This window comes from Nocardioides sp. NPDC127514, assembly GCF_040302125.1.
Lineage (GTDB): Bacteria > Actinomycetota > Actinomycetes > Propionibacteriales > Nocardioidaceae > Nocardioides.
Genome location: NZ_JBEORF010000032.1, coordinates 31,811 through 53,729 on the forward strand (window position 1 = coordinate 31,811; position 21,919 = coordinate 53,729).

At 71.6% G+C, this 21,919-nt stretch carries 17 protein-coding genes; 7 read left to right on the forward strand and 10 right to left on the reverse strand.

The features are described 5' to 3' along the window. Window positions 1-14: 14 nt before the first annotated feature. On the forward strand, window positions 15-1,337 hold the full coding sequence (locus ABTX24_RS23370; RefSeq protein WP_350842980.1) for an NAD(P)-binding domain-containing protein: 1,323 nt from the start codon (window positions 15-17) through the stop codon (window positions 1,335-1,337). Here the strand turns inward: ABTX24_RS23370 and ABTX24_RS23375 are convergent. Next, entirely contained in the window at window positions 1,324-1,773 is a 450-nt protein-coding gene (locus ABTX24_RS23375) for an arsenate reductase ArsC (protein WP_350717252.1), read from the reverse strand. The two genes, ABTX24_RS23370 and ABTX24_RS23375, sit on opposite strands and share 14 nt — an antisense overlap. Before the next feature lie 45 nt (window positions 1,774-1,818). Then, complete coding sequence (locus ABTX24_RS23380; RefSeq protein ID WP_350842982.1) at window positions 1,819-2,490, reverse strand: arsenate reductase/protein-tyrosine-phosphatase family protein; 672 nt, start codon at window positions 2,488-2,490, stop codon at window positions 1,819-1,821. 46 nt (window positions 2,491-2,536) lie between these two features. Here ABTX24_RS23380 and ABTX24_RS23385 point away from each other — a divergent pair, with 46 nt between their 5' ends. After that, window positions 2,537-3,250, forward strand: a complete 714-nt coding sequence (locus tag ABTX24_RS23385) for an aquaporin (RefSeq protein ID WP_350842984.1) — start codon at window positions 2,537-2,539, stop codon at window positions 3,248-3,250. Between the two features lie 36 nt (window positions 3,251-3,286). After that, window positions 3,287-4,651, forward strand: coding sequence for a chromate efflux transporter (gene chrA / locus ABTX24_RS23390; RefSeq protein ID WP_160027551.1), 1,365 nt, complete (start codon window positions 3,287-3,289; stop codon window positions 4,649-4,651). Here the strand turns inward: chrA and ABTX24_RS23395 are convergent. The 7 genes from ABTX24_RS23395 to benA form a co-directional block, all read right to left on the reverse strand. After that, window positions 4,638-5,369 carry an alpha/beta hydrolase family protein gene (locus ABTX24_RS23395; RefSeq protein WP_160027549.1) on the reverse strand — a complete coding sequence of 244 codons (732 nt, stop codon included), beginning with the start codon at window positions 5,367-5,369 and terminating at the stop codon, window positions 4,638-4,640. The two genes, chrA and ABTX24_RS23395, sit on opposite strands and share 14 nt — an antisense overlap. Next, window positions 5,366-6,592: a benzoate/H(+) symporter BenE family transporter gene (locus ABTX24_RS23400; RefSeq protein WP_350842987.1), complete on the reverse strand. Its 1,227-nt coding sequence runs from the start codon at window positions 6,590-6,592 to the stop codon at window positions 5,366-5,368. The genes ABTX24_RS23395 and ABTX24_RS23400 overlap by 4 nt, the downstream gene beginning before the upstream one ends. Next, window positions 6,589-9,255, reverse strand: coding sequence for a helix-turn-helix transcriptional regulator (locus tag ABTX24_RS23405; RefSeq protein WP_350842989.1), 2,667 nt, complete (start codon window positions 9,253-9,255; stop codon window positions 6,589-6,591). The genes ABTX24_RS23400 and ABTX24_RS23405 overlap by 4 nt, the downstream gene beginning before the upstream one ends. A gap of 20 nt (window positions 9,256-9,275) precedes the next feature. After that, on the reverse strand, window positions 9,276-10,562 hold the full coding sequence (locus tag ABTX24_RS23410) for an MFS transporter (protein WP_350842991.1): 1,287 nt from the start codon (window positions 10,560-10,562) through the stop codon (window positions 9,276-9,278). A gap of 69 nt (window positions 10,563-10,631) precedes the next feature. After that, window positions 10,632-13,328, reverse strand: coding sequence for a benzoate 1,2-dioxygenase electron transfer component BenC (benC, locus tag ABTX24_RS23415; protein ID WP_350842992.1), 2,697 nt, complete (start codon window positions 13,326-13,328; stop codon window positions 10,632-10,634). Between the two features lie 9 nt (window positions 13,329-13,337). Further along, window positions 13,338-13,877, reverse strand: coding sequence for a benzoate 1,2-dioxygenase small subunit (gene benB / locus ABTX24_RS23420; protein WP_502890913.1), 540 nt, complete (start codon window positions 13,875-13,877; stop codon window positions 13,338-13,340). A 2-nt stretch (window positions 13,878-13,879) separates the two neighbouring features. Then, window positions 13,880-15,247: a benzoate 1,2-dioxygenase large subunit gene (benA, locus tag ABTX24_RS23425; RefSeq protein WP_350842994.1), complete on the reverse strand. Its 1,368-nt coding sequence runs from the start codon at window positions 15,245-15,247 to the stop codon at window positions 13,880-13,882. Between the two features lie 193 nt (window positions 15,248-15,440). Here benA and ABTX24_RS23430 point away from each other — a divergent pair, with 193 nt between their 5' ends. Genes ABTX24_RS23430 through catC form a run of 4 tightly spaced genes read left to right on the forward strand, consistent with a single transcriptional unit; the run spans window position 15,441 to window position 18,642 of the window. Next, complete coding sequence (locus ABTX24_RS23430; RefSeq protein ID WP_160027542.1) at window positions 15,441-16,352, forward strand: LysR substrate-binding domain-containing protein; 912 nt, start codon at window positions 15,441-15,443, stop codon at window positions 16,350-16,352. After that, on the forward strand, window positions 16,349-17,452 hold the full coding sequence (locus ABTX24_RS23435) for a mandelate racemase/muconate lactonizing enzyme family protein (protein ID WP_160027541.1): 1,104 nt from the start codon (window positions 16,349-16,351) through the stop codon (window positions 17,450-17,452). Before ABTX24_RS23430 ends, ABTX24_RS23435 begins: the two co-directional genes overlap by 4 nt. A gap of 36 nt (window positions 17,453-17,488) precedes the next feature. Further along, window positions 17,489-18,364 (forward strand): catechol 1,2-dioxygenase, encoded by an 876-nt coding sequence (gene catA / locus ABTX24_RS23440; protein WP_350842997.1) that lies wholly within the window; start codon window positions 17,489-17,491, stop codon window positions 18,362-18,364. Beyond that, a complete protein-coding gene (catC, locus tag ABTX24_RS23445; RefSeq protein WP_008361945.1) occupies window positions 18,364-18,642 on the forward strand; it encodes a muconolactone Delta-isomerase in 279 nt (92 codons plus the stop codon). The genes catA and catC overlap by 1 nt, the downstream gene beginning before the upstream one ends. Here catC and ABTX24_RS23450 read toward each other — a convergent pair. After that, a complete protein-coding gene (locus tag ABTX24_RS23450; protein WP_350842998.1) occupies window positions 18,639-21,842 on the reverse strand; it encodes a BTAD domain-containing putative transcriptional regulator in 3,204 nt (1,067 codons plus the stop codon). The two genes, catC and ABTX24_RS23450, sit on opposite strands and share 4 nt — an antisense overlap. Window positions 21,843-21,919: the final 77 nt, after the last annotated feature.

The window sequence follows — 21,919 nt, forward strand, 5'->3', positions numbered from 1 at the left end:
ATCTGAGGAGCATCATGACCGACCTTCCCGTTGCCGTCATCGGCGCCGGCCCACAGGGCCTCGCGGCCGCTGCCCATCTCCTCGAGCGCGGCCTCACCCCGCTCGTGCTCGAGCAAGGGAGCGAGCCTGCGGCAGCCGTCGCCGAGTGGGGCCACGTACGTCTCTTCTCGGCCTGGCCGGAGCTCGTCGACAAGGCCGCCGCCCGGCTCCTGGAGCCGACCGGCTGGGCCGCACCGACGAAGGGCTATCCCACCGGCGCGCAGTGGCGCGAGCACTACCTCGCCCCGCTGGCCGACGCGCTCGGCGACCACGTCCGCTACGGCGCCACGGTGACCGGCGTCTCCCGCAAGGGCCGTGACCGCCTCGTCGACGCCGACCGTGCCGAGCAGCCGTTCGTGCTGCACGTGACCGGTGCGGACGGCACCGAGGAGCGCATCGAGGCGCGGGCCGTCATCGACGCCTCCGGCACCTGGCGCCGGCCCAACCCGGCCGGGGCCGACGGGCTCCCGGCACTCGGGGAGCGTGCGGCGCACGCCGCCGGTGCGCTCGGCTACGCCGTCCCGGACCGCGCGCACCCCGAGGCGTACGCCGGCCGGCACACCGTCGTGATCGGCGCGGGTGACTCCGCGTTCAACGCCGTCAACGAGCTCACCGCCATCGCCGAGGACCACCCGGGAACGAGGATCACCTGGGCGATCCGCCGCGCGGTCTCGACGAACACCTTCGGTGGCGGCGAGGCCGACGAGCTCCCGGAGCGGGGCGCCCTCGGCGTACGCGCGAGAAAGGCGGTCCAGGACGGCTCGGTCGAGCTGGTGACCGGGTTCCGCACGGAGCGGGTGGACGGCGGCACCGTCATCGCCGAGGACGGGCGCGCCATCGAGGCCGACCAGATCGTCGTGCTCACCGGCTACCGTCCCGACCTCGGCTTCCTCAGCGAGATGCGCCTCGACCTCGACCCGACGCTGGAGGCGCCGCGCAACATCGCGGTCCAGATCGATCCCAACCTGCACTCCTGCGGCTCGGTCAGCGCGACCGGCGCCAAGGACCTCGCCCAGCCCGAGCCCGACCTCTACCTCGTCGGGATGAAGTCGTACGGTCGCGCGCCGACCTTCCTGGCGATGACCGGCTACGAGCAGGTACGCAGCGTGGTCGCCGAGCTCGCCGGGGACCACGACGCGGCCGCCCGGGTGGAGCTCGAGCTCCCCGACACCGGGGTCTGCGGCGGCGCCGGCGTCTTCGACGACCCGGAGAGCACGGGCGGTGGCGGCTGCTGCGGCCCGACGGCTCCGAGCGAGGAGCTGTTCACCATCAGCCGCGCGCCGATCACCCTCTCGTGACGGAGCGGGCGGGGGTCACGCCGAGCTCACCGAGGAGACCGAGCACCCGCTGCTCGATCTCGTCGCGGATGCCGCGTACGTGCTCGATGCCCCCGCCCTTCGGGTCGGTGACCTTCCAGTCCTCGTAGCGCTTGCCCGGGTAGTACGGGCAGGCGTCACCGCAGCCCATGGTGATGACGGCGTCGGCGCTGCGTACGACCTCGTCGGTCCAGGGCTTGGGGAACTCCCCCGAGATGTCGATCCCGAGCTCGGCCATGACCTCGACGGCGACCGGGTTGATCGCCGCGGCCGGAGCCGAGCCCCCAGACCAGCCGATCGCCTGGTCGCCTGCGTAGTGGGTGAAGAAGCCGAGCGCCATCTGCGAGCGGCCGGCGTTCTCGACACAGAGAAAGAGGACGGCGGGCTTGGCCTCGGCCGCTGATCCGTCGGTGTTCATCGAGTGGTTCTCCTTGCGGTGGGGGTGTGGGGTCAGGAGTCGAAATCAGGAGTCGAAACGGGAAGCGAGCGTCCGGATCCGGTGCTCGAGCTCGACGTACGCAGCGTCGAAGGCCTCAGGGCCTCTGCCCACCGGGTCGGGGATCGACCAGTGCAGCTCACCGCGGACCTTCGGGGTCTCGTGGGCGCGGTCGCAGACGGTGACCACCAGATCGTCCGGGTCCAGCACGTCGTCGAGATGACGGGGATCGATGACGGGGAGCTCCAGATCATGGCGGGTCGCGACGTCGACCGCACCCGGGTTGATCTGCTCGGCGGGATGGGTGCCGGCCGAGGCGGCCGGGATCGTGCTGACCTGACGCCACAACGCCGCAGCCAGATGCGATCTGGCCGAGTTGCCGGTGCACACGAACAGGACACGCCTGGGCACCGCCACGGGGGACGCGGTGCCCAAGCTCTCGAGCGCGTCCTGCTCGAGGTGCAGGTACGTACGTCTCCCGTCGCCCTCGGAATGATGACGGGACACCACGCCTGCGCTCACCAAGGTCTGCACGTGGTGAGCAAACAAGTTCGACGAGACATTCAGCATCCCGGCGAGCTCTGTGGGGGAGGCATCACTCATCTGGAGGCTGTCGACGATCCGAAGCCGCACCGGATCACCGAGCGCTGCATGCATCTTCGCCCGGCGTTCCAGCTCCGGCTGTCTCTCAACCTCCATTGACTCAATATTGACTGAGTAATCCTCGAACGTCAAGAATGCGACCGTGATCTCTTCCCTCCCGCGCCGCGTGCTGGCCGAATTCCTGGGCACCGCCCTGCTCGTCGCCGTGGTCGTCGGCTCGGGCATCGCCGCCGAGCAGCTGTCCCCCGACGACGTCGGCCTGCAGCTTCTGGAGAACTCGATGGCGACCGTCTTCGGACTGGCCGCGCTGATTCTGATGTTCGGCCCGGTCTCGGGCGCGCACTTCAACCCGGTGGTCTCGCTCGCCGACTGGTTCCTCGGGCGCAAGGCCGGCAAGGGGCTCTCGCTCGCCGAGGTCGGCGCCTACGTGGTGGCGCAGGTCGCGGGCGGGATCGGTGGTGCGTTGCTGGCCAACGTGATGTTCGACGTCGACCAGGCGATCTCGACCAAGGACCGGGCCACCGGCGGCCACCTCGTCGCCGAGATCGTCGCCACCGCCGGCCTGGTGGCCCTGATCTTCGCTCTCGTACGCAGCGACCGCGGCGCCCTGGCGGCACCCGCGGTCGGCGGCTACATCGGCGCGGCCTACTGGTTCACCAGCTCCACCTCGTTCGCGAACCCGGCGGTCACGATCGGCCGGGTCTTCTCCGACACCTTCGCAGGCATCGCGCCCGGCTCGGTGGCGCCGTTCATTCTCGCGCAGCTCGTGGGCTTGGTCGTCGGCGTACTCCTGATCCTGGTTCTCTACCCTGGTGCCGGCGACAAGGCCGACGACGTCGTCGTCCCGCATCCCTGAGCCGCGACCTGCCCTGCCCACCGGAACGGACACGCCATGACGCTCGAGAACGCACGCACCAACGACGTCATCCCGCTACGGGAGGCGACCCGCGCGTGGTTCGCGATCTCCTTGCAGACGTTCGGCGGGCCCGCGGGTCAGATCGCGGTCATGCAGCACAAGCTGGTCGATGAGAAGCGCTGGATCGGACAGCAGCGGTTCCTCCATGCCCTCAACTACTGCATGCTGCTGCCCGGCCCCGAGGCCCAGCAGCTGGCCATCTACGTCGGCTGGCTGCTCAACGGCACCCTCGGCGGGTTCATCGCCGGCGTCCTGTTCGTGCTGCCCGGCGTCGTCGCGCTCCTCGCCCTCTCGGCTCTGTACGTCGGCGCAGGCTCCACCGCGCTGGTGGCCGGGCTCTTCGCCGGCCTCGCGCCCGCGGTCATCGCAATCGTGGTCCAGGCGGTGCAACGCGTGGGCACGCGGGCATTGCACCATCCGATCCTGGTGGCGATGGCGATCGCCTCGTTCGTCGCACTGACCGTCTTCAAGGTCCCGTTCCCGGTCGTGATCGTGGTCGCGGCTCTACTCGGCTGGCTGGCCGGCACGCGGGTCCCCGCCTTCACCCGGAGCAAGGGTCACGGCAGCACGGACGACGGCCCCGAGCCGCTGATCAGCGATGACGCCCTGCACCACGACGCACCGTCGAAGGTCCGCGGCCTGAAGACCCTCGTCCTGGGCCTTGTGCTGTGGTTCGCCCCGGTGGCGCTGGCGGCGATCGTGTTCAGCCGCGACAGCGTGTTCGTCGACCAGGGCCTGTTCTTCTCCGGCGCCGCCGTCGTCACCTTCGGAGGCGCGTACGCGGTTCTTGCCTACGTCGCCCATCAGGCCGTCAACGTCTTCGGCTGGCTGAAGGCCGGCGAGATGGTCCGTGGTCTCGCGCTCGCCGAGACGACACCGGGACCGCTGATCATGGTCGTGCAGTTCGTCGCCTTCGTGGGCGCCTACCGCAACCCGGGCTCCCTCGACCCGTGGGTGGCCGCCGTGATCGCGTCGCTGCTGGTGACCTGGGTGACCTTCGTCCCCTGCTTCCTGTTCATCTTCCTGGGCGCTCCCTATGTCGAGCGACTTCGGAACAACCAGCACCTCACCGCGGCGCTCACCGGGATCACCGCGGCGGTGGTCGGCGTGATCGCCAACCTTGCGCTCTTCTTCGCGCTGCACACGCTGTTCGACCGCTCCCGCACCCTGGCGTGGGGGCCGATCGACCTGGATCTTCCGGTCCTGTCTTCATGGGACCCGATCGCGTTCGCCATCACCGCGGTGGCGATCGCACTCGTCTTCTGGCGCAAATGGAGCACCATGCGGACCCTCGGCGCGTGCGCGGTCCTCGGACTCGCCTCGACCCTCATACCTCTCTGACGGCGGTGAGCAGGTGCGGCCAGGCCGTCGAGGTCGGGTCGCCCCAGGCTGCGTGGTCGGCGTCGTCGACGACCTCCAGGCGTACGCCGGGGTGTGCTGCCACATAGCGCTCGGAGATCGCGAGCGGGATCACGGTGTCGGCGGCGCTGTGCAGGACCCGCACCGGCACCTGCGGGGCGAGACCGAGCGGGTCGGCGGCGGCGTACGCCTCGGGGCTCTCGGACGGGGTGCCACCGAGGAACTCCTCGACCGCGCCGTCGCCGAGGCCGTCCTGGCTCATCGCGGCCAGCGCGGCGGCGGGCGCCAGGGCCACGACGCCGGTGACGAGGGTGCCCGCCCGGGAGGCCGCCCACAGGGCGAGCTGGCCGCCGGAGGAGTGTCCGACCAGGGTGATCCGGCGGGGTGCGTCGTTGTGGATGGTCCACTCCCGGCCGCTGAGCTGGATCGACTCGATCGCGGTCTCGACGTCGTCGAAGGCCTGCCGCCACTGGCCGGGCCCGTGCCGGTACTCGACGGTCGCGGTCAGATGACCGGCCTCGGCGAGTGCCCGGCCGGCGGACCAGGTGCGCATCCGGTCGGAGTCGCGCCACATCCCGCCGTGGAGCAGCAGCATGAGCGAGTCGGTCGCCTCGTCCGGCTCGAAGACGTCGGCGACCTGACGGGCGGTGGCGCCGTAGCGCATCGTCGCATCGGGGTAGGTGGTGTCGGTGGTGGTCATGACTTCTCCCTGCTGTTGTTTCGGCTGTCGCGGTCGAGCAGCACGCTGACCGCGACACCGACCACCAGCCCCCAGAAGGCGGAGCCGATGTTGAAGACGGTGATGTCGGCGACGGTCACCAGGAAGGTGACCAGCGCGCCGGTGGCGTAGGCCCCGCTGAAGGCGGTCTGGAAGGCGCCTTGGAGCGGCTTGAGCATGGCCAGGCCGCCCAGCACGGCGACGTACGCCTCGGGCATGGTGGTGATGACCCGGACCATGCCGGGGGCGAGCAGGCCGAACCCGATCGCGAGCACGCCGCACCAGATCGCCGCGGCATAGTGCCGTCGCCGCTCGCCCGAGGCGGTGACAAGCGCGTTGGTCGGCCCGGCCAGGCAGGTGGACACGCCACCGAAGGGGGCCGCGACCAGCGAGGTCACCCCGCACCAGCCGGTCACCTGGTTCATCCGCGGGTCATGGCCGGCGGCTCGCAGGACCGCCATGCCCTGGCCGTTCTGGACGCCGAGGACGGTGATCAGCAGGGGGATGGTGAGCTCGATGAACGCGGACCCGGTGAAGACCGGCGTCGTCCAGACCGGGTCGGCCAGCCATCGCCCGGAGACCGAGACGGCAGGTCGGTCGGCGAGGCTCACCGCGACCGCGCCGACGGCGAGCGCGACCAGCACCGCCGGGAGCCAACGGGCGAGCCGTGGGACCGCGCTGACGGCGACGAAGGCGACCACCATCGGCCCAGCGATCGCCAGGTCGCGGTCGACGGCGAGGACCAGATCGGTGCCGAAGCGGAGGAAGACACCGGCCACCATCGCCATCACTATCGGCATCGGCAGCAGGTGCATGACCCGGTCGACCTGCCGGGTCAGGCCCAGCGCGACCAGGAGCACCGCCGCCATGATGAAACCGCCGACCGCCTCCGGCCAGGTGGTGCCGGCGGCCATCGCCTGGCCGACGACCACGGTGCCGGGGATCGTCCAGAAGTAGACCAGCGGCTGCCGGCTCCAGCGGGAGGCGATGATCGTCAGGACGCCGTTGAGGCAGAAGACCGCGCTCACCCAGGAGGCGACGACACCAGCGGAGAGCCCGGCGCCCTGGCCGACGGCGAGGATCACCGCGACCGGGCCGGTGCAGGAGAAGAGGAATCCGATGAAGCCGTTGACCAGCTCGTGACGGCCCAGGTCGCGCCGCAGACCGGCCTCGCGGACGTCGGGATCGTCGAGCTCGGTGCTCATGGCTCCTCCGTCGGCTCGGCCGCCATCGCCGCGAGCTCGGTCCGGCTGCGGACGCCGAGCTTCGCGTAGATGCGGGTCAGGTGGTACTGCACGGTCTTGGGCGAGACAAAGAGCTGCGCGGCCACCTCGCGGTTGGAGAGCCCCGAGGCGACCATCTGCGCGACGGTCTCCTCCTGCGGGGTCAGGTCCACCGGGCCACGCTGACCGCGCGGCGCCCGCACTCCCCCGGCGCGCAGCTCGCGCTGGGCGGCGTCGACGTAGGTCACCGCGCCGATCCCGTCCCACAGATCGCGCGCGGAGGAGAGCAGCGCCTCGGCGTCGCGACGGCGGCCGGCACGGCGCAGCGCCTGGCCGTAGGCGAAGGTGACCCGGGCGCGCTCGTAGCGCAGCGGCAGCCCGTCGAGCAGACCGAGCGCGCGGTCGAACGTGTCCCGGACCCCGGCGAGGTCGCCACGCGCGCCGTGCCAGCGGCCCCGGGCGGTGGCCAGCCTGGCCTGGGCGGAGCGGTGCTGCGTCTCCCGGGCGCGGGCCTCGTGCGGGCGGAGGAAATCGTCAGCCTCGTCCAAGCGGCCCTCCGCGATCAGCGCGGCGGCGTACGTCTCGGCCCAGGGCCAGATCGCCGGCTCGGTCAGCGCGCTTCCGGCCGGGGCCTGGGTGAGCGGCTCGAGGATGCGGAGGACCGCACGGAAGTCGCTGCGGGCCTCGGCGATGTGGGCGCGGGCGAGCAGTGCGGGGACGCGCATGATCTCGTAGCCCTGCGCCCCGATCTCGGCGGCGCGGGCAGTGCGGGCCGCCTCCTCCCAGCTGCCGCGCAGCAGGTGGGTCTCGGTGGCCGTCCACTCCAGCAGCGGGGTGACCAGGGCGATGCCGGACTCGGCGGCCAGGGCCCGCCCGGCCGCGACCGTCTGCAGCGCCGCCTCGCCCTCACCGGTCAGGAACTGCACCCGTGCCAGCCAGGCCAGGGCCCACATCGAGATCCGGGTCGAGCCGCCGAGGACCCGAGGGTCGGTGACGCCCTCCAGGCGGCTGCGAGCCTCGTCGGGCTCGTCGGAGAGTACGTCGAGCCAGCCACGACCCATGGTGACCCGCTGGGTCTGGGCGCTGTGTCCGACGCGGCGCGCGGCCAGGGCGTACGCCTCGTGGGCGTCCTCGAAGCGGCCCGCCATCGCCAGGCCGAGCCCACGGATCGCCGCCGCCTCGACGCCCGCCGCCGAGTCCCGGCCGGCCAGCGAGATCGCCCGGTCGGCCCAGGTGACCAGCTCGTCGCCGCGGCACAGCGCCAGCGAGTGCAGCACGTGCCGGGTGGCGATCAGCGCGGCCGTCTCCGGCTCCCGGTCGGCGTTGACGATGTCCCAGGCGCGCTTGAGCCGCACCTCGGCCTCGGTGGCGCGGCCGCGCAGGATCGCCAGATAGGCGAGCACCGCATCGCGCAGCGGCGTCTCGCGCAGACTCTCGACCACGGGCACCAGCGCCGCCGCGCCCATGCCGTCGCCCGCCGCGACCAGCGCGTCGACGGAGCGGATCAGCCGGTCGTCGCGCCGGACGGGGTCCTCGGTGAGCCGGCTGGAGTCGCGGTAGAGCGCCGCGGCCTCCGCCCAGGCGCCCTCGTCACCGCGCCGTTGGGCCAGCCGGGCGACCTCGTCGGCGAGCCCGGCGTCGGGCAGCGGGGTCGCGGCGACGAGGTGCCGGGCGCGGCGGACCTCGTCGTCGACGATCGCGGCGGCGCGCTGGTGCGCGTCGGCGGACCGGCGAGCGCCCATCGTCGCCAGCACGGCGACACCGACCAGCGGCGTACGCCATCGGGGGCGGTGGTCGCGGGTGGTCTCGACGAGCCCGGCCGAGGCCAGGGCGTCGACCGCGGAGAGCGGGTCCTCGAGGCCGGCGAGAGCCGCGGCCTGCCCCAGCGACGCGTCCTCTCCCAGGATCGCGAAGGCCTCGGCGAGGGCACGCCCGGCGGCACCGCAGCCAGCGAGGGCGAGCTGGACCTCGTCGCGGACGTGGACCGGGGCGGGCAGCTGGGTGTCGGGCCGTGCCCAGCGGGTCGGTGGGAGCTCGTCGAGCAGCGCGACCGCGTCGCGCGGGCTGCCCGCCGTGTGGCGGGTGAGGACCTCGGCCATCGACGGGTGCAGAACCCGTCCGCGCAGCGAGGCGAGCTCGCCGACCGCGGCCGCGTCCAGCCCCTCGATGCGTACGGTCTCGGCGGCGATCTCGCCGAGGAACGCGGTGCTGCGGGTGGCGGAGAGCACCACGAGCACCGGTGCCTCGCGGTGCCGGCGCAGCGCGGAGGCGATCGCCTGCAGCGAGAGCGTGTCGGCGAGGTCGGCGTCGTCGACCAGGATCAGTCCGGGCTCGTCGGCACACCCGGCCAGGGCCTGCGTGACCAGGGCATCCGCCGCGGCGACCGGGTCGGCCGGTGGCTCCTCCCCGAGCAGCTGGCGCAGCACCGCTCCGGGCGAGTCCTGCTCCCACGCGCCGGCGCGGGCCCTCAGCGCCGGCGTCGCGACCCGGTCCGCCAGGCCGCGCAGCAGCGCGGTCTTGCCCAGCCCCGGGTCGCCGAGGACGAGTACGGCGGCGGAGCCGGAGGTGCGGGTGCGGGCCAGCCGCGAGGTGAGCTCGACGAGCTCGTCCTCGCGACCGACACACCCAGCTCGTTCTATGAGCACGGTCACACCCTAGGCCCCCTTCAGGCCGGTACGCCGTCGTCGAGCGTGACGCTCACGACGGTCTCTTCCGGGGACCGCGGCACCGCCACGGTCACGAGGGCACCGAGCACCGCGACGCCGGCGAAGATCTGGAAGGCGGTGGTGCCGCCCACTCCGGCGGCGACCAGCGCCCCGCCGATGATCGGCCCGACGATGCCGCCCAGCCGGCCGAACCCGGCACACCAGGCGACGCCCGCGCCGCGGGCCCGGGTCGGGTAGTAGTTGGCGACGAGGCCGTAGATCAGCACCTGCGTACCGATCGTGCCGACCCCGGCGATCGCGACGGCCGGGAACAGGATGGTGAGCGGCAGCCCGAGGGGCAGCAGCAACAGCATCAGGCCGGCGAGCACGAAGGTCGTCGAGACCACCTTCTTGGCCCCGGTGCGGTCGGCGACGTACGAGGCGAGAAGGCCACCGAGGATGGCACCGCCGTTGAGCACCAGCAGGAAGGTGAGCGCGTACGCCTTGCCGTAGCCGTTGTCCTCCATGATCTTCGGCAGCCAGGTGTTCAGGCCGTAGGTGAGCAGCAGACCGGAGAAGCTCATCAGGCCGAGCACGGCGGTCGGGAACGCGAGCGGGCGGCGCGCCAGGGCGCTGAAGCCGACCGCCTCCTGGGCGGTGCTGGTCGCCGCGACCCGGCCGCGGGAGTCGAGCCACAGCTGCGACTCGGGCAGCTTGGCGATGGCGAAGGGCAGCAGGAGCACCAAGGGAGCGGCGCCGATCGCCATCAGGATCCGCCAGTTGGAGCCGCTCGGATCGATGATGAGCGCCATCACGGAGGCGGCCACGCCGCCGGCGGGGATGCCGCTGTAGACGATCGCGTTGAGCCGGTTCTTCCGCTCCGGCGGGGCGAACTCGGCGACCAGGGCGCCGACGGTCGCCAGGATCGCGCCCAGCCCGAGGCCGGTGAGGAAGCGCAGGATGCCGAAGACGGCGATCGACTGGGCGAACGCGGTCGCGGCCATCCCGAGCGAGAACCAGGTGATGCTGGCGAGCACGACCTTCCGGCGGCCGATCCGGTCGCTGACCGCGCCGGCGCTCAGTGCGCCGACGAGCACCCCGACCAGCGCGTAGCTGCCGAGCGTGCCCGCCTGGCCCGCGGAGAGCTGCCCGATCTGCCCGGGATCAGCCATCAGGGTCGGCAGCACCGTGCCGTAGACCACGAGGTCGTAGCCGTCGAACATCAGGGCCAGCGCGGAGAGCGCGACGACCCAGGCGAGCTGGCGCGCGGTCTTGGCCCGAGTGATTTCATCGGTGTTTTCGGACATGGGTGTCTCCATGGGTGACGCGAGCGTGCTCGCGAAGGGAGGGACGGCCCCGAGAGAGGACCTGGTGGCTCAGCCGAGGTCACCGCCGGCGACGGGAAGGACCGTGCCGGTGATGTAGGAGGCTTCCTCGGAGGCGAGGAAGCAGATCGCGGCGGCCTGCTCGTCGAGCGTGCCGTAGCGGTGCATCAGTGAGGTCTCGAGGGTCTGGTCGATATGGGCCTGGAACCAGGCCTTCTCGTCGTCGGTCTGCGGCGTTGGTGTGCCCCGGGAGATCCGGCGCGGCGGCGCTTCGGTGCCGCCCGGAGCGGTCGCGACGACCCTGATGCCATCGCCGGCGTACTCCAGCGCGAGCGAGGCGGTGATCGCGTTGATCCCACCTTTCGCTGCCGAGTACGGGATCCGGTGGATGCCGCGGGTCGCGGCCGAGGAGACGTTGACGATGACGCCGTGCCCGCGCTCGACCATGCCCGGCAGGGCGGCCCGGCAGGCGTACAGCGTGGTCATCAGCGACCGGGTGATCTCGGCGTCGATCTGTGCAGGCGTGAACTCGGTGAACGGCTTGAAGTTGATCGCGCCGCCGACGTTGTTGATCAGCACGTCGATACGGCCGTACGTCTTCACAGCCCGCTCCACCAGCGCGGCCGCGCCGTCGTAGTGCTCGAGGTCGCACTCGACCGCGGTCGCTTGTGTGCCTTGGCCGGTGAGGTCGGTGGCGACCTCGGCCACCAGCGGCGAGCGGTCGGCGAGGACGACCTTGCCGCCCTCGGCGGCCACCCGGCGGGCGACCTGGGCGCCGATGCCCTGGGCGGCCCCTGTGACCACCACGACCTGCCCGGCGAACCTGCCCGGCGTGATGAACCGCGGCCTGCTCGCGGCGGCCGACTCGGCCATCGCGCGCCGCATCGTCTCCTGGGACCGCTCGCTGTGGGCCTTGATCAGGTCGCGTGCGGCCGGCCGGTCGCCGCGCTCGAACGCCTCGACGATGTCGAGGTGGTCCTGGGTGCACTGCGGGTGGCACCAGGTGGCGTTGCGCAGCACGTCCTCCATCCGGCCCTTGACCCCGAGCGCCTGGTAGGCGGCCAGCAGGTGGCTGTTGCCGGTGAGGGTGAACAGGTAGTCGTGGAAGGCCGCGTTCGACTCGGTGTAGCCGTGGGCGTCGAGGAACCGGTCGCCCTCGACGTACGGGAGGGTGGACTCGGCGAGCAGCCGGTAGCCGGCGAGCTGCTGGGAGTCGAGCCGTCCGATGGTGAGGTCGAGCGCCCCCACCTCCAGCGCCGCCCGGGCCTCGAAGATCGCATCGGACGCGGAGATGTCCGGGTGCTCCTCACCGATCGTGTAGCCGTCCGCGGTGGTCGAGACGTCGCCCGCGTCGGCCGAGGCGTCAGGTACGTCGGCCGAGAGGTCATCACCGGCCGGGAACACCTCCTGGCCACCGATCCGGCGAGCGTCATGGGTCACGCTCAGAGCGTCGTCCTCGACCACCGCGCCGCTGGCTCCGTCGAGCGCGGCGGGCGCGACCAGCTGCCCCGCGATGCGGCGTACGACATCTCCGTCGTCACGCGTCGTGGCGGTCGATCCGGCGGGTCCGAGGTCGAGCGCTGGAAGCATCTGCTGCCCCGCGATCGCCCGCGCCTCCGGGTGGGTCTCCAGCTCGCCGCGGACGGGTGACGCTTCGGCCGACGCAGGCGACGCTTCGGCCGACGGGGCTGACGCCTCGGCAGCAGGGACGGCGAGGGCGAACTTCTCGTAGTAGAACCCGGTGGGCTCGATGCCGGCACCGGCGACATGGGTACGCACCGCCTCGACCATCGGCGGCGGACCGCACAGGTAGATCGCGACGTCGCCGTCGTGCAGGTCCTCGTCGCCGATCAGGCTCATCACGTAGCCCTTGTTGGCGGCGGTCGAGGCGGGGTCGGAGACGCAGTGGTCCCAGGTGAACCCGGGCAGCCGCGAGACCAGCTCCTCGACCTCGTCGAGCTTGACCAGGTCGTCGTCGGTGCTGACGCCGTAGACCAGGCGGCCGCCTCGGTCGCAGCCGTCGACGTCCAGCTGGCGCAACATGGAGAGCACGGGGGCGAGCCCGGTGCCACCGGCCAGCATCAGCACCGGCCGGCGCGCCTCGCGCAGGAAGAAGGAGCCGTTCGGCCCGGTGAAGGTGACCTCGTCACCGACGGCGGCCCGCTCGGTCAGCCAGGTCGACATCGCGCCGCCCGGAGTGAGCTTGACCAGGAAGACGAGCCGCTCCTCGTGCGGGGCGTTCGCGAAGGAGTACGACCGGGTCACCTCGGTGCCGGGCACCGCGATGTTGACGTACTGACCCGGCAGGAAGGCCAGCTCGCCGCGGTTGGGGATGTCGATGGCGAGCTCGACCGTGGTCGGGCTCAGCCGGTCCAGGCCGACCACGGTGCCGGTGTAGCTCGCGGCGCCGGTCTTGGCGACCTCGGAGGTGGTGGCGATCTGCAGCGCGAGGTCCGAGCGCGGCTTCATCGAGCACGGCAGGGCGTACCCCTCGGCGGCCTCCGCCTCGGAGAGCGCGTCCTCGATGTAGGTGCCGCCGTCGTACTCCCCCGACTCGCACAGCGCCTTGCACGTCCCGCAGGCGCCGTCGCGGCAGTCCAGCGGGATGTTGATCCGCTGCCGGTAGGACGCGTCGGCGACGGTCTGGTCCTCGCGGACGGTGATGAACCGGGTCACCCCGTCCTCGAAGGAGAGCGCCACCTGGTGGGTCGCGATCCCGGTGCTCGGCTCGGTCTGTGTTGCAGTCATCGCGGTGCCTCAGACGTGGTAGATGTCGACGACGTGGTGGATGTAGTCGTTCTTCAGCACCACGGTCTTGCGGCGGATCAGCGGCTGCGAGCCTGCGAAGTCGATGGTGTAGAACGACGTGCCGTAGTAGGGGTCGACGGTCTTGTAGCGGAAGTACATGGTGTGCCAGTTGAAGCGCACGTCGACCAGGTCGCCGCGGCGCTCGATCACCTCGACGTTGCTGATGTTGTGCGACGTACGCGGCTCGGGCAGCGAGGTGGCCGAGGACCGCTCCGTACGGATCCGGAAGACCCGGTCCTCCAGACCACCCTTGTTGGGGTAGTAGATGAGCGACATCTCGGTCTGCGGGTCCTCGGTCAGGAGGTCCGCGTCGTCCCAGCAAGGCATCCAGTAGACGACGTCGTCGGCGTAGCACTCGAGCCACTTCTCGAACTCGCGGTCGTCGAGGAAGCGCGCCTCGCGGTAGAGGAACTGCTCGATCATGCTGTGCGTAATGAGCTTGGGGGTGACGAGCTTCGCCCCGGCCGGGGCGTTCTGGGTGAGCGTCATGGTCAGTTGCCCTTCTCGTTCGCGATGGCCGTACGCATCTGCTCGGTCCACTGCGCGTGCATGACCGGGTAGAGACCCTCGTCCTCGTTCTTCGCGCCGGCCGAGATCACACCCGGCATGTCCAGCGCCTCGGCGACCTCGTCGGGACCGGTGAGCCAGTGCTCGGCGCCTCGGCTCATGTCGTTCCACGGAGCGGCAGAGGCCTGGTAGGTGAGGAAGCAGGAGCGGAACTCCTCCAGGTCGTCGGGCGTGGCCATGCCGGAGGCGTTGAAGAAGTCCTCGTACTGCCGGATCCGCCAGGCGCGTGACTCCGGGCTCTCGCCCTTCGGCGCGATGCAGTAGATGGTGACCTCGGTCTGGTCGACCGAGATCGGGCGGAAGTGCCGGATCTGGGTCGAGAACTGGTCCATCAGATACACGTTCGGGTAGAGCAGCAGGTTGCGGGAGCCCTTGACCATGAACTCGCCCTTGGCCTCGCCGAACTTCTCCTTGAGCGTGTCCATCTGGTCCCACAGCGGCCGGTCGGCGGGGTTGGCGGCCCAGGTCCACAGGCACAGGTGGCCGTTCGGGTAGGACCAGTAGCCGCCACCCGCCTTGCCCCAGCTGCCGGCGTCGACGGTCTTGGTGGTGTTCTTCGACTCGCCGGTGTTGCGCCGCGAGGTCGTCGCGGCGTAGTTCCAGTGGGTGGCGGTGACGTGGTAGCCGTCGGCGCCGTTCTCCGCCTGGACCTTCCAGTTGCCGTCGTAGGTGTAGGTGGAAGAACCACGCAGGACCTCGAGCCCGTCGGGCGACTGGTCGACCAGCATGTCGATCACCTTGACGGTGTCGCCGAGGTGCTCCTCGAGCGGCAGTACGTCCTCGTTGAGCGAGCCGAACAGGAAGCCGCGGTAGCTGTCGAAGCGGGCCACGTGGGTCAGGTTGTGCGAGCCTTGCGTGTTGAAGCTCTCCGGGTAGCCCGCGTCGTCGGGGTCCTTGACCTTGAGCAGGGTGCCGTCGTTGCGGAACGTCCAGCCGTGGAACGGGCAGGTCAGGGTCATCCGGTTGTCGGTCTTGCGCCGGCACAGCATCGCGCCACGGTGGGCGCACGCGTTGATCATGCAGTGCAGCTCGCCGTCCTTGTCGCGGGTGATCATGACCGGCTGCCGCCCGATGTAGGTCGTGAAGTAGTCGCCGGGATTGGGCACCTGGCTCTCGTGGGCGAGGTAGATCCAGTTGCCCTCGAAGATGTGCTTCATCTCCAGCTCGAAGACCTCCTCGTCGGTGAAGATTCGGCGGTTGGCGCGGTAGATCCCGGCCTCGCGGTCCTCGACCACGGCGTCCGACAGGACGTTCTCGATGTGGCCCAGGCTCTCGGTGAGCGGTGCGGTCATGGTGATGCCTCCAACGGGTGACGGTCCCCACACCTTCGCAAGACGTGGCGACCGTCACACCAGGCGAATGCCCAGTCCCGACCTAGGCACCTATTGATCATTCGAATCGATCAATAGGCGTCAGTTTCGTCCTTGTTGTTTATCTATCGCGGTCCTAGTGTGGCGGTCATCACCACCTCGTGAGGAGCGCTTCATGGAGCTACGCCACCTGCGGTATTTCGCCGCGGTCGCCGAGACCTGCCACTTCGGTCAGGCCGCGGCGCAGCTGCACATCGCCCAGCCGGCGCTCTCCCAGGCGATCCGCCAGCTCGAGTCCGAGCTCGACGTCACCCTGTTCACCCGGACGACCCGGCAGGTCTCCCTCACTCCGGCCGGCGAGTTCCTGCGCACCGAGGCCGCGCGGGTCCTGGCCGCCGTCGACGACAGCGTCCGAGGCGTACGCCGCATCGGGGCCGGCCGCCACGGCCTGGTCCGCCTGGGACTGACCGGCACCGCCTCGTTCTCGCACCTGCCGGGCATCGCCCGGGTGGTCAAGCGCGAGCTGCCCGAGGTGGCGCTCGAGATCCACGCCGACCTGCTCACGCCGGCCCAGTGCGAGCGGCTGCAGAGCGGGGCCCTCGACCTCGGCGTACTGCGGCCGCCCGCCACCGGCGAGGGCCTCACCCTGCGCACCCTCGAGGTCGAGCCGCTCGCGCTCGCCATCCCCGTCGACCACCGGCTCGCCGTCGAGCCCGTCGTGGCCCTGGCCGACCTGCGCACCGAGCCGTTCGTGGCCTACAGCGCCCGCGACTCGGCGGTCAACGAGGCGGTCCTGCGCAGCTGTCGCGAGGCCGGCTTCGTGCCGCGCCGCGAGCACGAGGCGCCCAGCACCGCGGTCCTGCTGGCGCTGGTCGCCGCGGGCCTCGGCGTCGCGGTCCTCCCGGCCTCGGTCCGGGCGCTTCCGCTGGAGGGCGTGGTCTTCCGCGACCTGCTCGACGCGGGCAGCGTCGAGCTCTCCCTCGCCTACCGCACCGACGACGACAACCCCGTCGTCGACGCCGTCATCGAGATCCTCGAGGCAGCCGACCTGTTCACCGCACCCCGTCTGGAAGCTCCCCGATCATGAAGATCACCAAGGTCGAGGCGATCCCGTTCGCCATCCCCTACCGCAAGCCGCTGCGCTTCGCCTCCGGCGAGGTCCACACCGCGCAGCACGTGCTCGTCCGGGTCCACACCGACGACGGTGTCGTGGGCGTGGCCGAGGCGCCGCCGCGACCGTTCACCTACGGCGAGACGCAGGCCGGGATCATCGCCGTCATCGACCAGCTCTTCGCGCCGCAGCTCGCCGGGCTGACCCTGCTCGAGCGCGAGACCGCCCGTGTCTTGATGGAGCGCACCGTCGGCAACCCGACCGCGAAGGCCGCCGTCGACATGGCCATGTGGGACGCCCTCGGCAAGACCCTGGACCTGCGGGTCGTCGACCTGCTCGGTGCCTTCACCGACCGGATGCGCGTCTCGCACATGCTCGGCTTCGACTCCCCCGAGGCGATGGTCGCCGAGGCGGAGCGGATGCGGGAGACGTACGGCATCTCGACGTTCAAGGTGAAGGTCGGCCGCTCCCCCATCGAGCTCGACACCGCCGTGGTCCGAGCGCTGCGCGAGCGGTTCGGCACCGAGATCGAGCTGTACGTCGACGGCAACCGCGGCTGGACCGCGGCCGAGTCCGCCCGCGCGATGAAGCAGATGGCCGACCTGGACCTGCTCTTCGCCGAGGAGCTCAACCCGGCCGACGACGTGCTCGGACGGCGCTGGCTGGTCAGCCAGATCGACGTGCCGTTCATCGCCGACGAGTCGGTCCCGACCGCGGCCGACGTCACCCGCGAGGTGCTCGGCGGCTCCGCCACGGCGATCAGCATCAAGACCGCGCGCACCGGCTTCACCGGGTCGCAGCAGGTGCTCCATCTCGCCGAGGGCCTCGGGCTGGAGGTCGTGATGGGCAACCAGATCGACGGCCAGCTCGGCAGCGCCTGCTCGATCGCCTTCGGCGCGGCCCACCGGCTCACCTCCCGCCGCGCCGGTGAGCTCTCCAACTTCCTCGACATGGCCGATGACCTGCTCACCGAGCCGCTCGAGATCCGCGACGGCGAGCTCGCCGTACGTCCTGGTGCCGGCCTCGGGGTCGAGATCGATCCGGAGAAGCTGGATCGCTACCGCACCGACAACTGAACACCCGACCCCACCGCAACACGAGAGGACACACCCATGACCACCGACCAGACCCTCGAGTCCGCCGAGGCCGCGACCGCGGCCGCCTCGGGCGCCTCCGCCACCGAGCGCTTCGCCGCCGACAAGTCGCCCTTCGACGCCGTCAAGGACACCCCGCCGGAGCGCGTCGACCGGCTGGCCAAGCGCGTGCTCAACGCCGTCTACGACACGATCCGCGAGGAGAAGGTCAGCTACGACGAGTACAACGCGCTCAAGGCGTGGCTGATCCAGGTCGGCAAGGACGGCGAGTGGCCGCTCTTCCTCGACGTCTGGGTCGAGCACGAGGTCGAGAAGGTCGCCACCGAGCACCGCGAGGGCAACAAGGGCACCATCGAGGGCCCCTACTACGTCCCGGCGGCCCCGGAGCAGGGCGCCAACGGCACCATCCCGATGCGCGACGGCGAGGCCGGCACCCCGCTGACTTGGACCGGCACCATCACCTCCACCGACGGCACCCCGCTCGACGGCGCCAAGGTCGAGCTGTGGCACGCCGACGCCGACGGCTTCTACTCGCAGTTCGCGCCCGGCATCCCGGAGTGGAACCTGCGTGGCAGCTTCACCGTCGGGTCTGACGGCGCCTTCGAGATCCACACGATCCAGCCGGCGCCCTACCAGATCCCGACCGACGGCTCCTGCGGCAAGCTCATCGCCGCCGCCGGCTGGCACGCCTGGCGCCCCGCGCACCTGCACGTCAAGGTGTCGGCGCCGGGTCACGAGCTGCTCACCGCACAGCTCTACTTCCCCGGTGACGAGCACAACGACGACGACATCGCCTCGGCGGTCAAGCCCGAGCTCGTGCTCGCGCCCGTCGCCAACGGGGACGGCTCGGTGAGCGTCGACTACGGCTTCGTGCTCGACCCGGTTCGCGGCTGATGCTCTACCACGTACGCATGGACGTCCGGATCCCGCACGACCTGGATCCGGACGTCCGCGACGACACGATCGCCCGCGAGAAGGCCTACGCCCAGGAGCTCCAGCGCGCCGGGAAGTGGCCGCACCTGTGGCGGATCGCCGGGGAGTACGCCAACTTCTCGGTCTTCGACGTCGAGTCCCACGACGAGCTCCACCAGATCCTCTCCGGCCTCCCGCTGTTCCCCTACATGGACGTCCAGGTCACCCCGCTGGCCAAGCACCCGTCCAAGGTCGACTAGAGCTGTCCGAGCACCCGGTCGGCTTCGCGCCGCAGCGGCGCGAAGCCGTGCTCGGCGGCCAGCTGCCGGCCGCGGCGGGCGTGGACCCGGGCGGCCGCGGTGTCTCCCTCCGCGTGGAGCGCCTGGGCCAGTCCGATCCGGGCACGGGTCTCGGTGAACGAGGCGACGTGGGTGTGGCTGAGCCGGACCGCGTACTCGTAGGTCTCGGCGGCGTCTCGGTGGTTCCCGGTCGCCTCGAGGGCCGCGGCATAGCTGCACGCCGTCGAGGCGACGAAACGTACGTCCCCGTGGGCCCGCGCGGTCAGGTGGGCCCGCTCGGCGAGCTCGAGCGCCGAGGCGTGGTCGCCCCGGACCAGGGCGAGCAGGCTGAGCTCCTCGAGCGCGTTGGCCTCGGCGAACGGGCTCCGGTTGCGGGTGGCCTGCGCCAGCGCCGACTCGAGCCGTTCGCCGGCTGAGTCGAGCAGACCGAGAGCGCGCTCGGCGGCGGCCAGGGTGGAGAGCTCGAGCGGCGTGGCGCTGCCCTGTACCTCGCTCAGCTCGACCGCCTGGAGATGGTGACGGCGGCCCTCCTCGAAGCGGCCCTGCTCGGTGCAGGCGATGCCGAGGGCCTGATGCGCCCAGGACCGCAGCCCCTCGGTGCCCTCGACGTCGCCGAGGATCTTCAGCGCGTGCGCGTAGGCGACCTCCGCCTCACGGCCGGAGTCGGCGACCCGGTGGCGGTGGCCGTCGACGATCGACGCGAACGCCAGCCCCTGCGGCCACCCGCTCGTGTCGAGCAGGCTCCAGGCGCGGTCCGACTCCGCCCAGGCCTCCTCCATCCGCCCCAGGACCCCGAGCACATCGGCCCGCAGCGTACGCAGGAAGGCCTCGGCCCGCGCCTCGTCCTCCAGCATGGCGGCTTCGGCCCCGACCGTCACGAGCTCGAGGTAGGTGGTCACGTCGAGGCGGGTGCGGTAGTGGATCCGGGCCTGGTCGACGAGCTTCCAGGCGTAGTGACGCCGGAGCGGGTCGGTGGCCGCCTGCTTCGAGAAGGCGATCAGCAGCTGGGCCTCGCGGTCGAGCCAGGTGCGGGCGTCGTCGGCCGAAGCGAAGCGGCTCTGCGGCGACGGCTCGATCTCCAGTGCGCGGAGGCGGCCGGGGTAGGCGGTGTCGGCGGCGCTGACCGTGGTGTCCAGCAGCCAGTCGGCGAGCCGGCCCTGCGCCTGCGGCTGCTCGGGGTCGGCGGCGGCCAGATCGCCGGCGTGGAGCCGGAGCAGATCGTGGTAGTGGTAGCGCCCGACGCCGTCGTCGGAGACGGCGGTCTGCAGCATGTTGGCATCGACCAGGTCCTCGAGCAGCCGCTGCGTGGTGGCCGGGTCGCGGTCGAGGAGTGCACACGCCGGAGCGGGGTCGAAGTCGTAGGCCGAGATCAGCGAGCACAGCCGGAACGCGCGCTGCGCTTCGGCGGGCATCGCGGCGTAGGAGATCTCGAGGCTGGCCGCGACGCTCACCTCGCCGACGGCCAGCTCGGCGAGCCGGTGGGAGCTCTCGCTCAGCCGGGAGGCGTACGTCTCGATCGACCATTCCGGGCGGCTCAGCAGCCGGGCGGCGGCGATCCGGAGCGCCAGCGGGAGACGGCCGCACGCCAGCGCCAGCGACTCGCTGGCGCGCAGTGCCGCGGCGACACGCTCCTGCCCGACGATCGCCCCGATGAGGTGGACGGAGGCCTCGGTGCTGAGCTCGCCGAGGTGGATCTGGCGGCCCAGGTCGATCGTGCCCGCGAGGGCCGGCAGCCGGTGGCGGCTCGTCATGATCGTCCGGTTGGCGCCGAGACCGGGCAGCAGCGGGATCACCTGGCCGGGGCTGTCGACACTGTCCAGCACGATCAGCATCCGGCGGTCGGAGAGCTCGCTGCGGAACAGGGCCGCGGCATCGGCGGCGTCGGTCGGGATCTGCTGGCCGGAGAGGCCGAGCGAGCGCAGGAAGCGCCGCAGCACCGAGCCGGGGTCGACCGCCTCGCCCGAGACACCGTGGAGGTCGGCGTAGAGCTGGCCGTCGGGGAAGTCACCGCTCAGCCGGGCCGCGGCGGTCAGCGCCAGCGCGCTCTTCCCGGAGCCCGCCGGCCCGGTGACCAGCACCGCGCCACCGCCATCGCCCAGGCCGGCCGCCAGCATCTCGAGCTCGGCGTCACGCCCGATCAGCGCCGGCGCCGCCGGCACCTCCCGAGGTACGTCCCGCCTTCGCGCACCCTCGACCAACGTCGGTCGCCGGGTGTGCCAGCGCCCTTCCAGCGTCCCTTGGCGGACGTCCTCGAGGACCGGGCTCGGGTCCAGCCCGAGCTCCTCGGCCAGGACGGACCGGACCGTGTCGTAGGCGGCGAGCGCCTCGGCCTGCCGTCCGGCCGCGGCCAGCACCTTCACGTACGCCGCCCACAACGGCTCGTCCAGCGGCCGCAGCCGAGCGAGCTCGCCCACGACCGGGAGCGCCTCGATGGCCCGGCCCTCGGCAACGCCGAGGGTCGCCCATCTGAGCACGACCGCGACGTACTCGTCCTCGATGGTGCTCGACAGCCAGGGTGCCTGGTCGAACCCGTCGGGACGCCCACGCCACAGGCCGACGGCCTCGGTGAGCGGGGCCATCTCGTCGGTCCTGGTCAGCTCGCGGAAGCGGACCAGGTCGAGCTCGTCGGCCGAGGCGTCGAGGCGGAGGGCGCTGCCGTCCTGGGTGACCACGACCGGCGCGACGAGGGCGCGCAGGCGCCGGACCAGCTGGGCCAGCCGCCTGCCCGACTCGGCCGAGGTGAGCTCGGGCCACAGCAGGTCGAGCAGCTCGTCGCGCCCGACCTTCTCCCCCGGCTCCAGCGCCAGCCGCCGGAGCAGCAGGCCGACCTGATCGGCCATCTCGACCGGCGCTCCATCGCGGACCACGACGCTCGGGCCGAGGACGGCGATGCGCACCGCCGCCCCGTCGGCCTCGCGGGCGGGTGCGATGGCCTCGGCGAACCGAGCCTTCTCCTCCGGGCTCAGGTCCAGCGCCTCGGCGAGCGCGCGCAGCGAGGCCGCCCTCGGCCGCCTCGTTCTGCCCTGCTCGAGGTCGCGGATCGAGGCGACGCTGACCCCCGCAGCACGCGCCAGCGCGCCCTGGGTCAGCGAACGCGACTCACGGAGCCGGCGGAGCCTGGGACCGAACATGCCCTCATGGCGCACCCCGGCCTCCGTCACGAGCCCGAGCCTGGCGAATCACCACGAAATCCTATCGGGTCAGGCGTGGTCCGACGTGCAGGATCGTCGTACCTGCG

Coding starts and splice junctions, on each gene's coding strand:
- ABTX24_RS23370 (WP_350842980.1), top strand. CDS start 15: ATGACCGACCTTCCCGTTGCCGTCATCGGCGCCGGCCCACAGGGCCTC.
- ABTX24_RS23375 (WP_350717252.1), bottom strand. CDS start 1,773: ATGAACACCGACGGATCAGCGGCCGAGGCCAAGCCCGCCGTCCTCTTT.
- ABTX24_RS23380 (WP_350842982.1), bottom strand. CDS start 2,490: ATGGAGGTTGAGAGACAGCCGGAGCTGGAACGCCGGGCGAAGATGCAT.
- chrA (WP_160027551.1), top strand. CDS start 3,287: ATGACGCTCGAGAACGCACGCACCAACGACGTCATCCCGCTACGGGAG.
- ABTX24_RS23395 (WP_160027549.1), bottom strand. CDS start 5,369: ATGACCACCACCGACACCACCTACCCCGATGCGACGATGCGCTACGGC.
- ABTX24_RS23400 (WP_350842987.1), bottom strand. CDS start 6,592: ATGAGCACCGAGCTCGACGATCCCGACGTCCGCGAGGCCGGTCTGCGG.
- ABTX24_RS23410 (WP_350842991.1), bottom strand. CDS start 10,562: ATGTCCGAAAACACCGATGAAATCACTCGGGCCAAGACCGCGCGCCAG.
- benC (WP_350842992.1), bottom strand. CDS start 13,328: ATGACTGCAACACAGACCGAGCCGAGCACCGGGATCGCGACCCACCAG.
- benB (WP_502890913.1), bottom strand. CDS start 13,877: ATGACGCTCACCCAGAACGCCCCGGCCGGGGCGAAGCTCGTCACCCCC.
- benA (WP_350842994.1), bottom strand. CDS start 15,247: ATGACCGCACCGCTCACCGAGAGCCTGGGCCACATCGAGAACGTCCTG.
- ABTX24_RS23430 (WP_160027542.1), top strand. CDS start 15,441: ATGGAGCTACGCCACCTGCGGTATTTCGCCGCGGTCGCCGAGACCTGC.
- ABTX24_RS23435 (WP_160027541.1), top strand. CDS start 16,349: ATGAAGATCACCAAGGTCGAGGCGATCCCGTTCGCCATCCCCTACCGC.
- catA (WP_350842997.1), top strand. CDS start 17,489: ATGACCACCGACCAGACCCTCGAGTCCGCCGAGGCCGCGACCGCGGCC.
- catC (WP_008361945.1), top strand. CDS start 18,364: ATGCTCTACCACGTACGCATGGACGTCCGGATCCCGCACGACCTGGAT.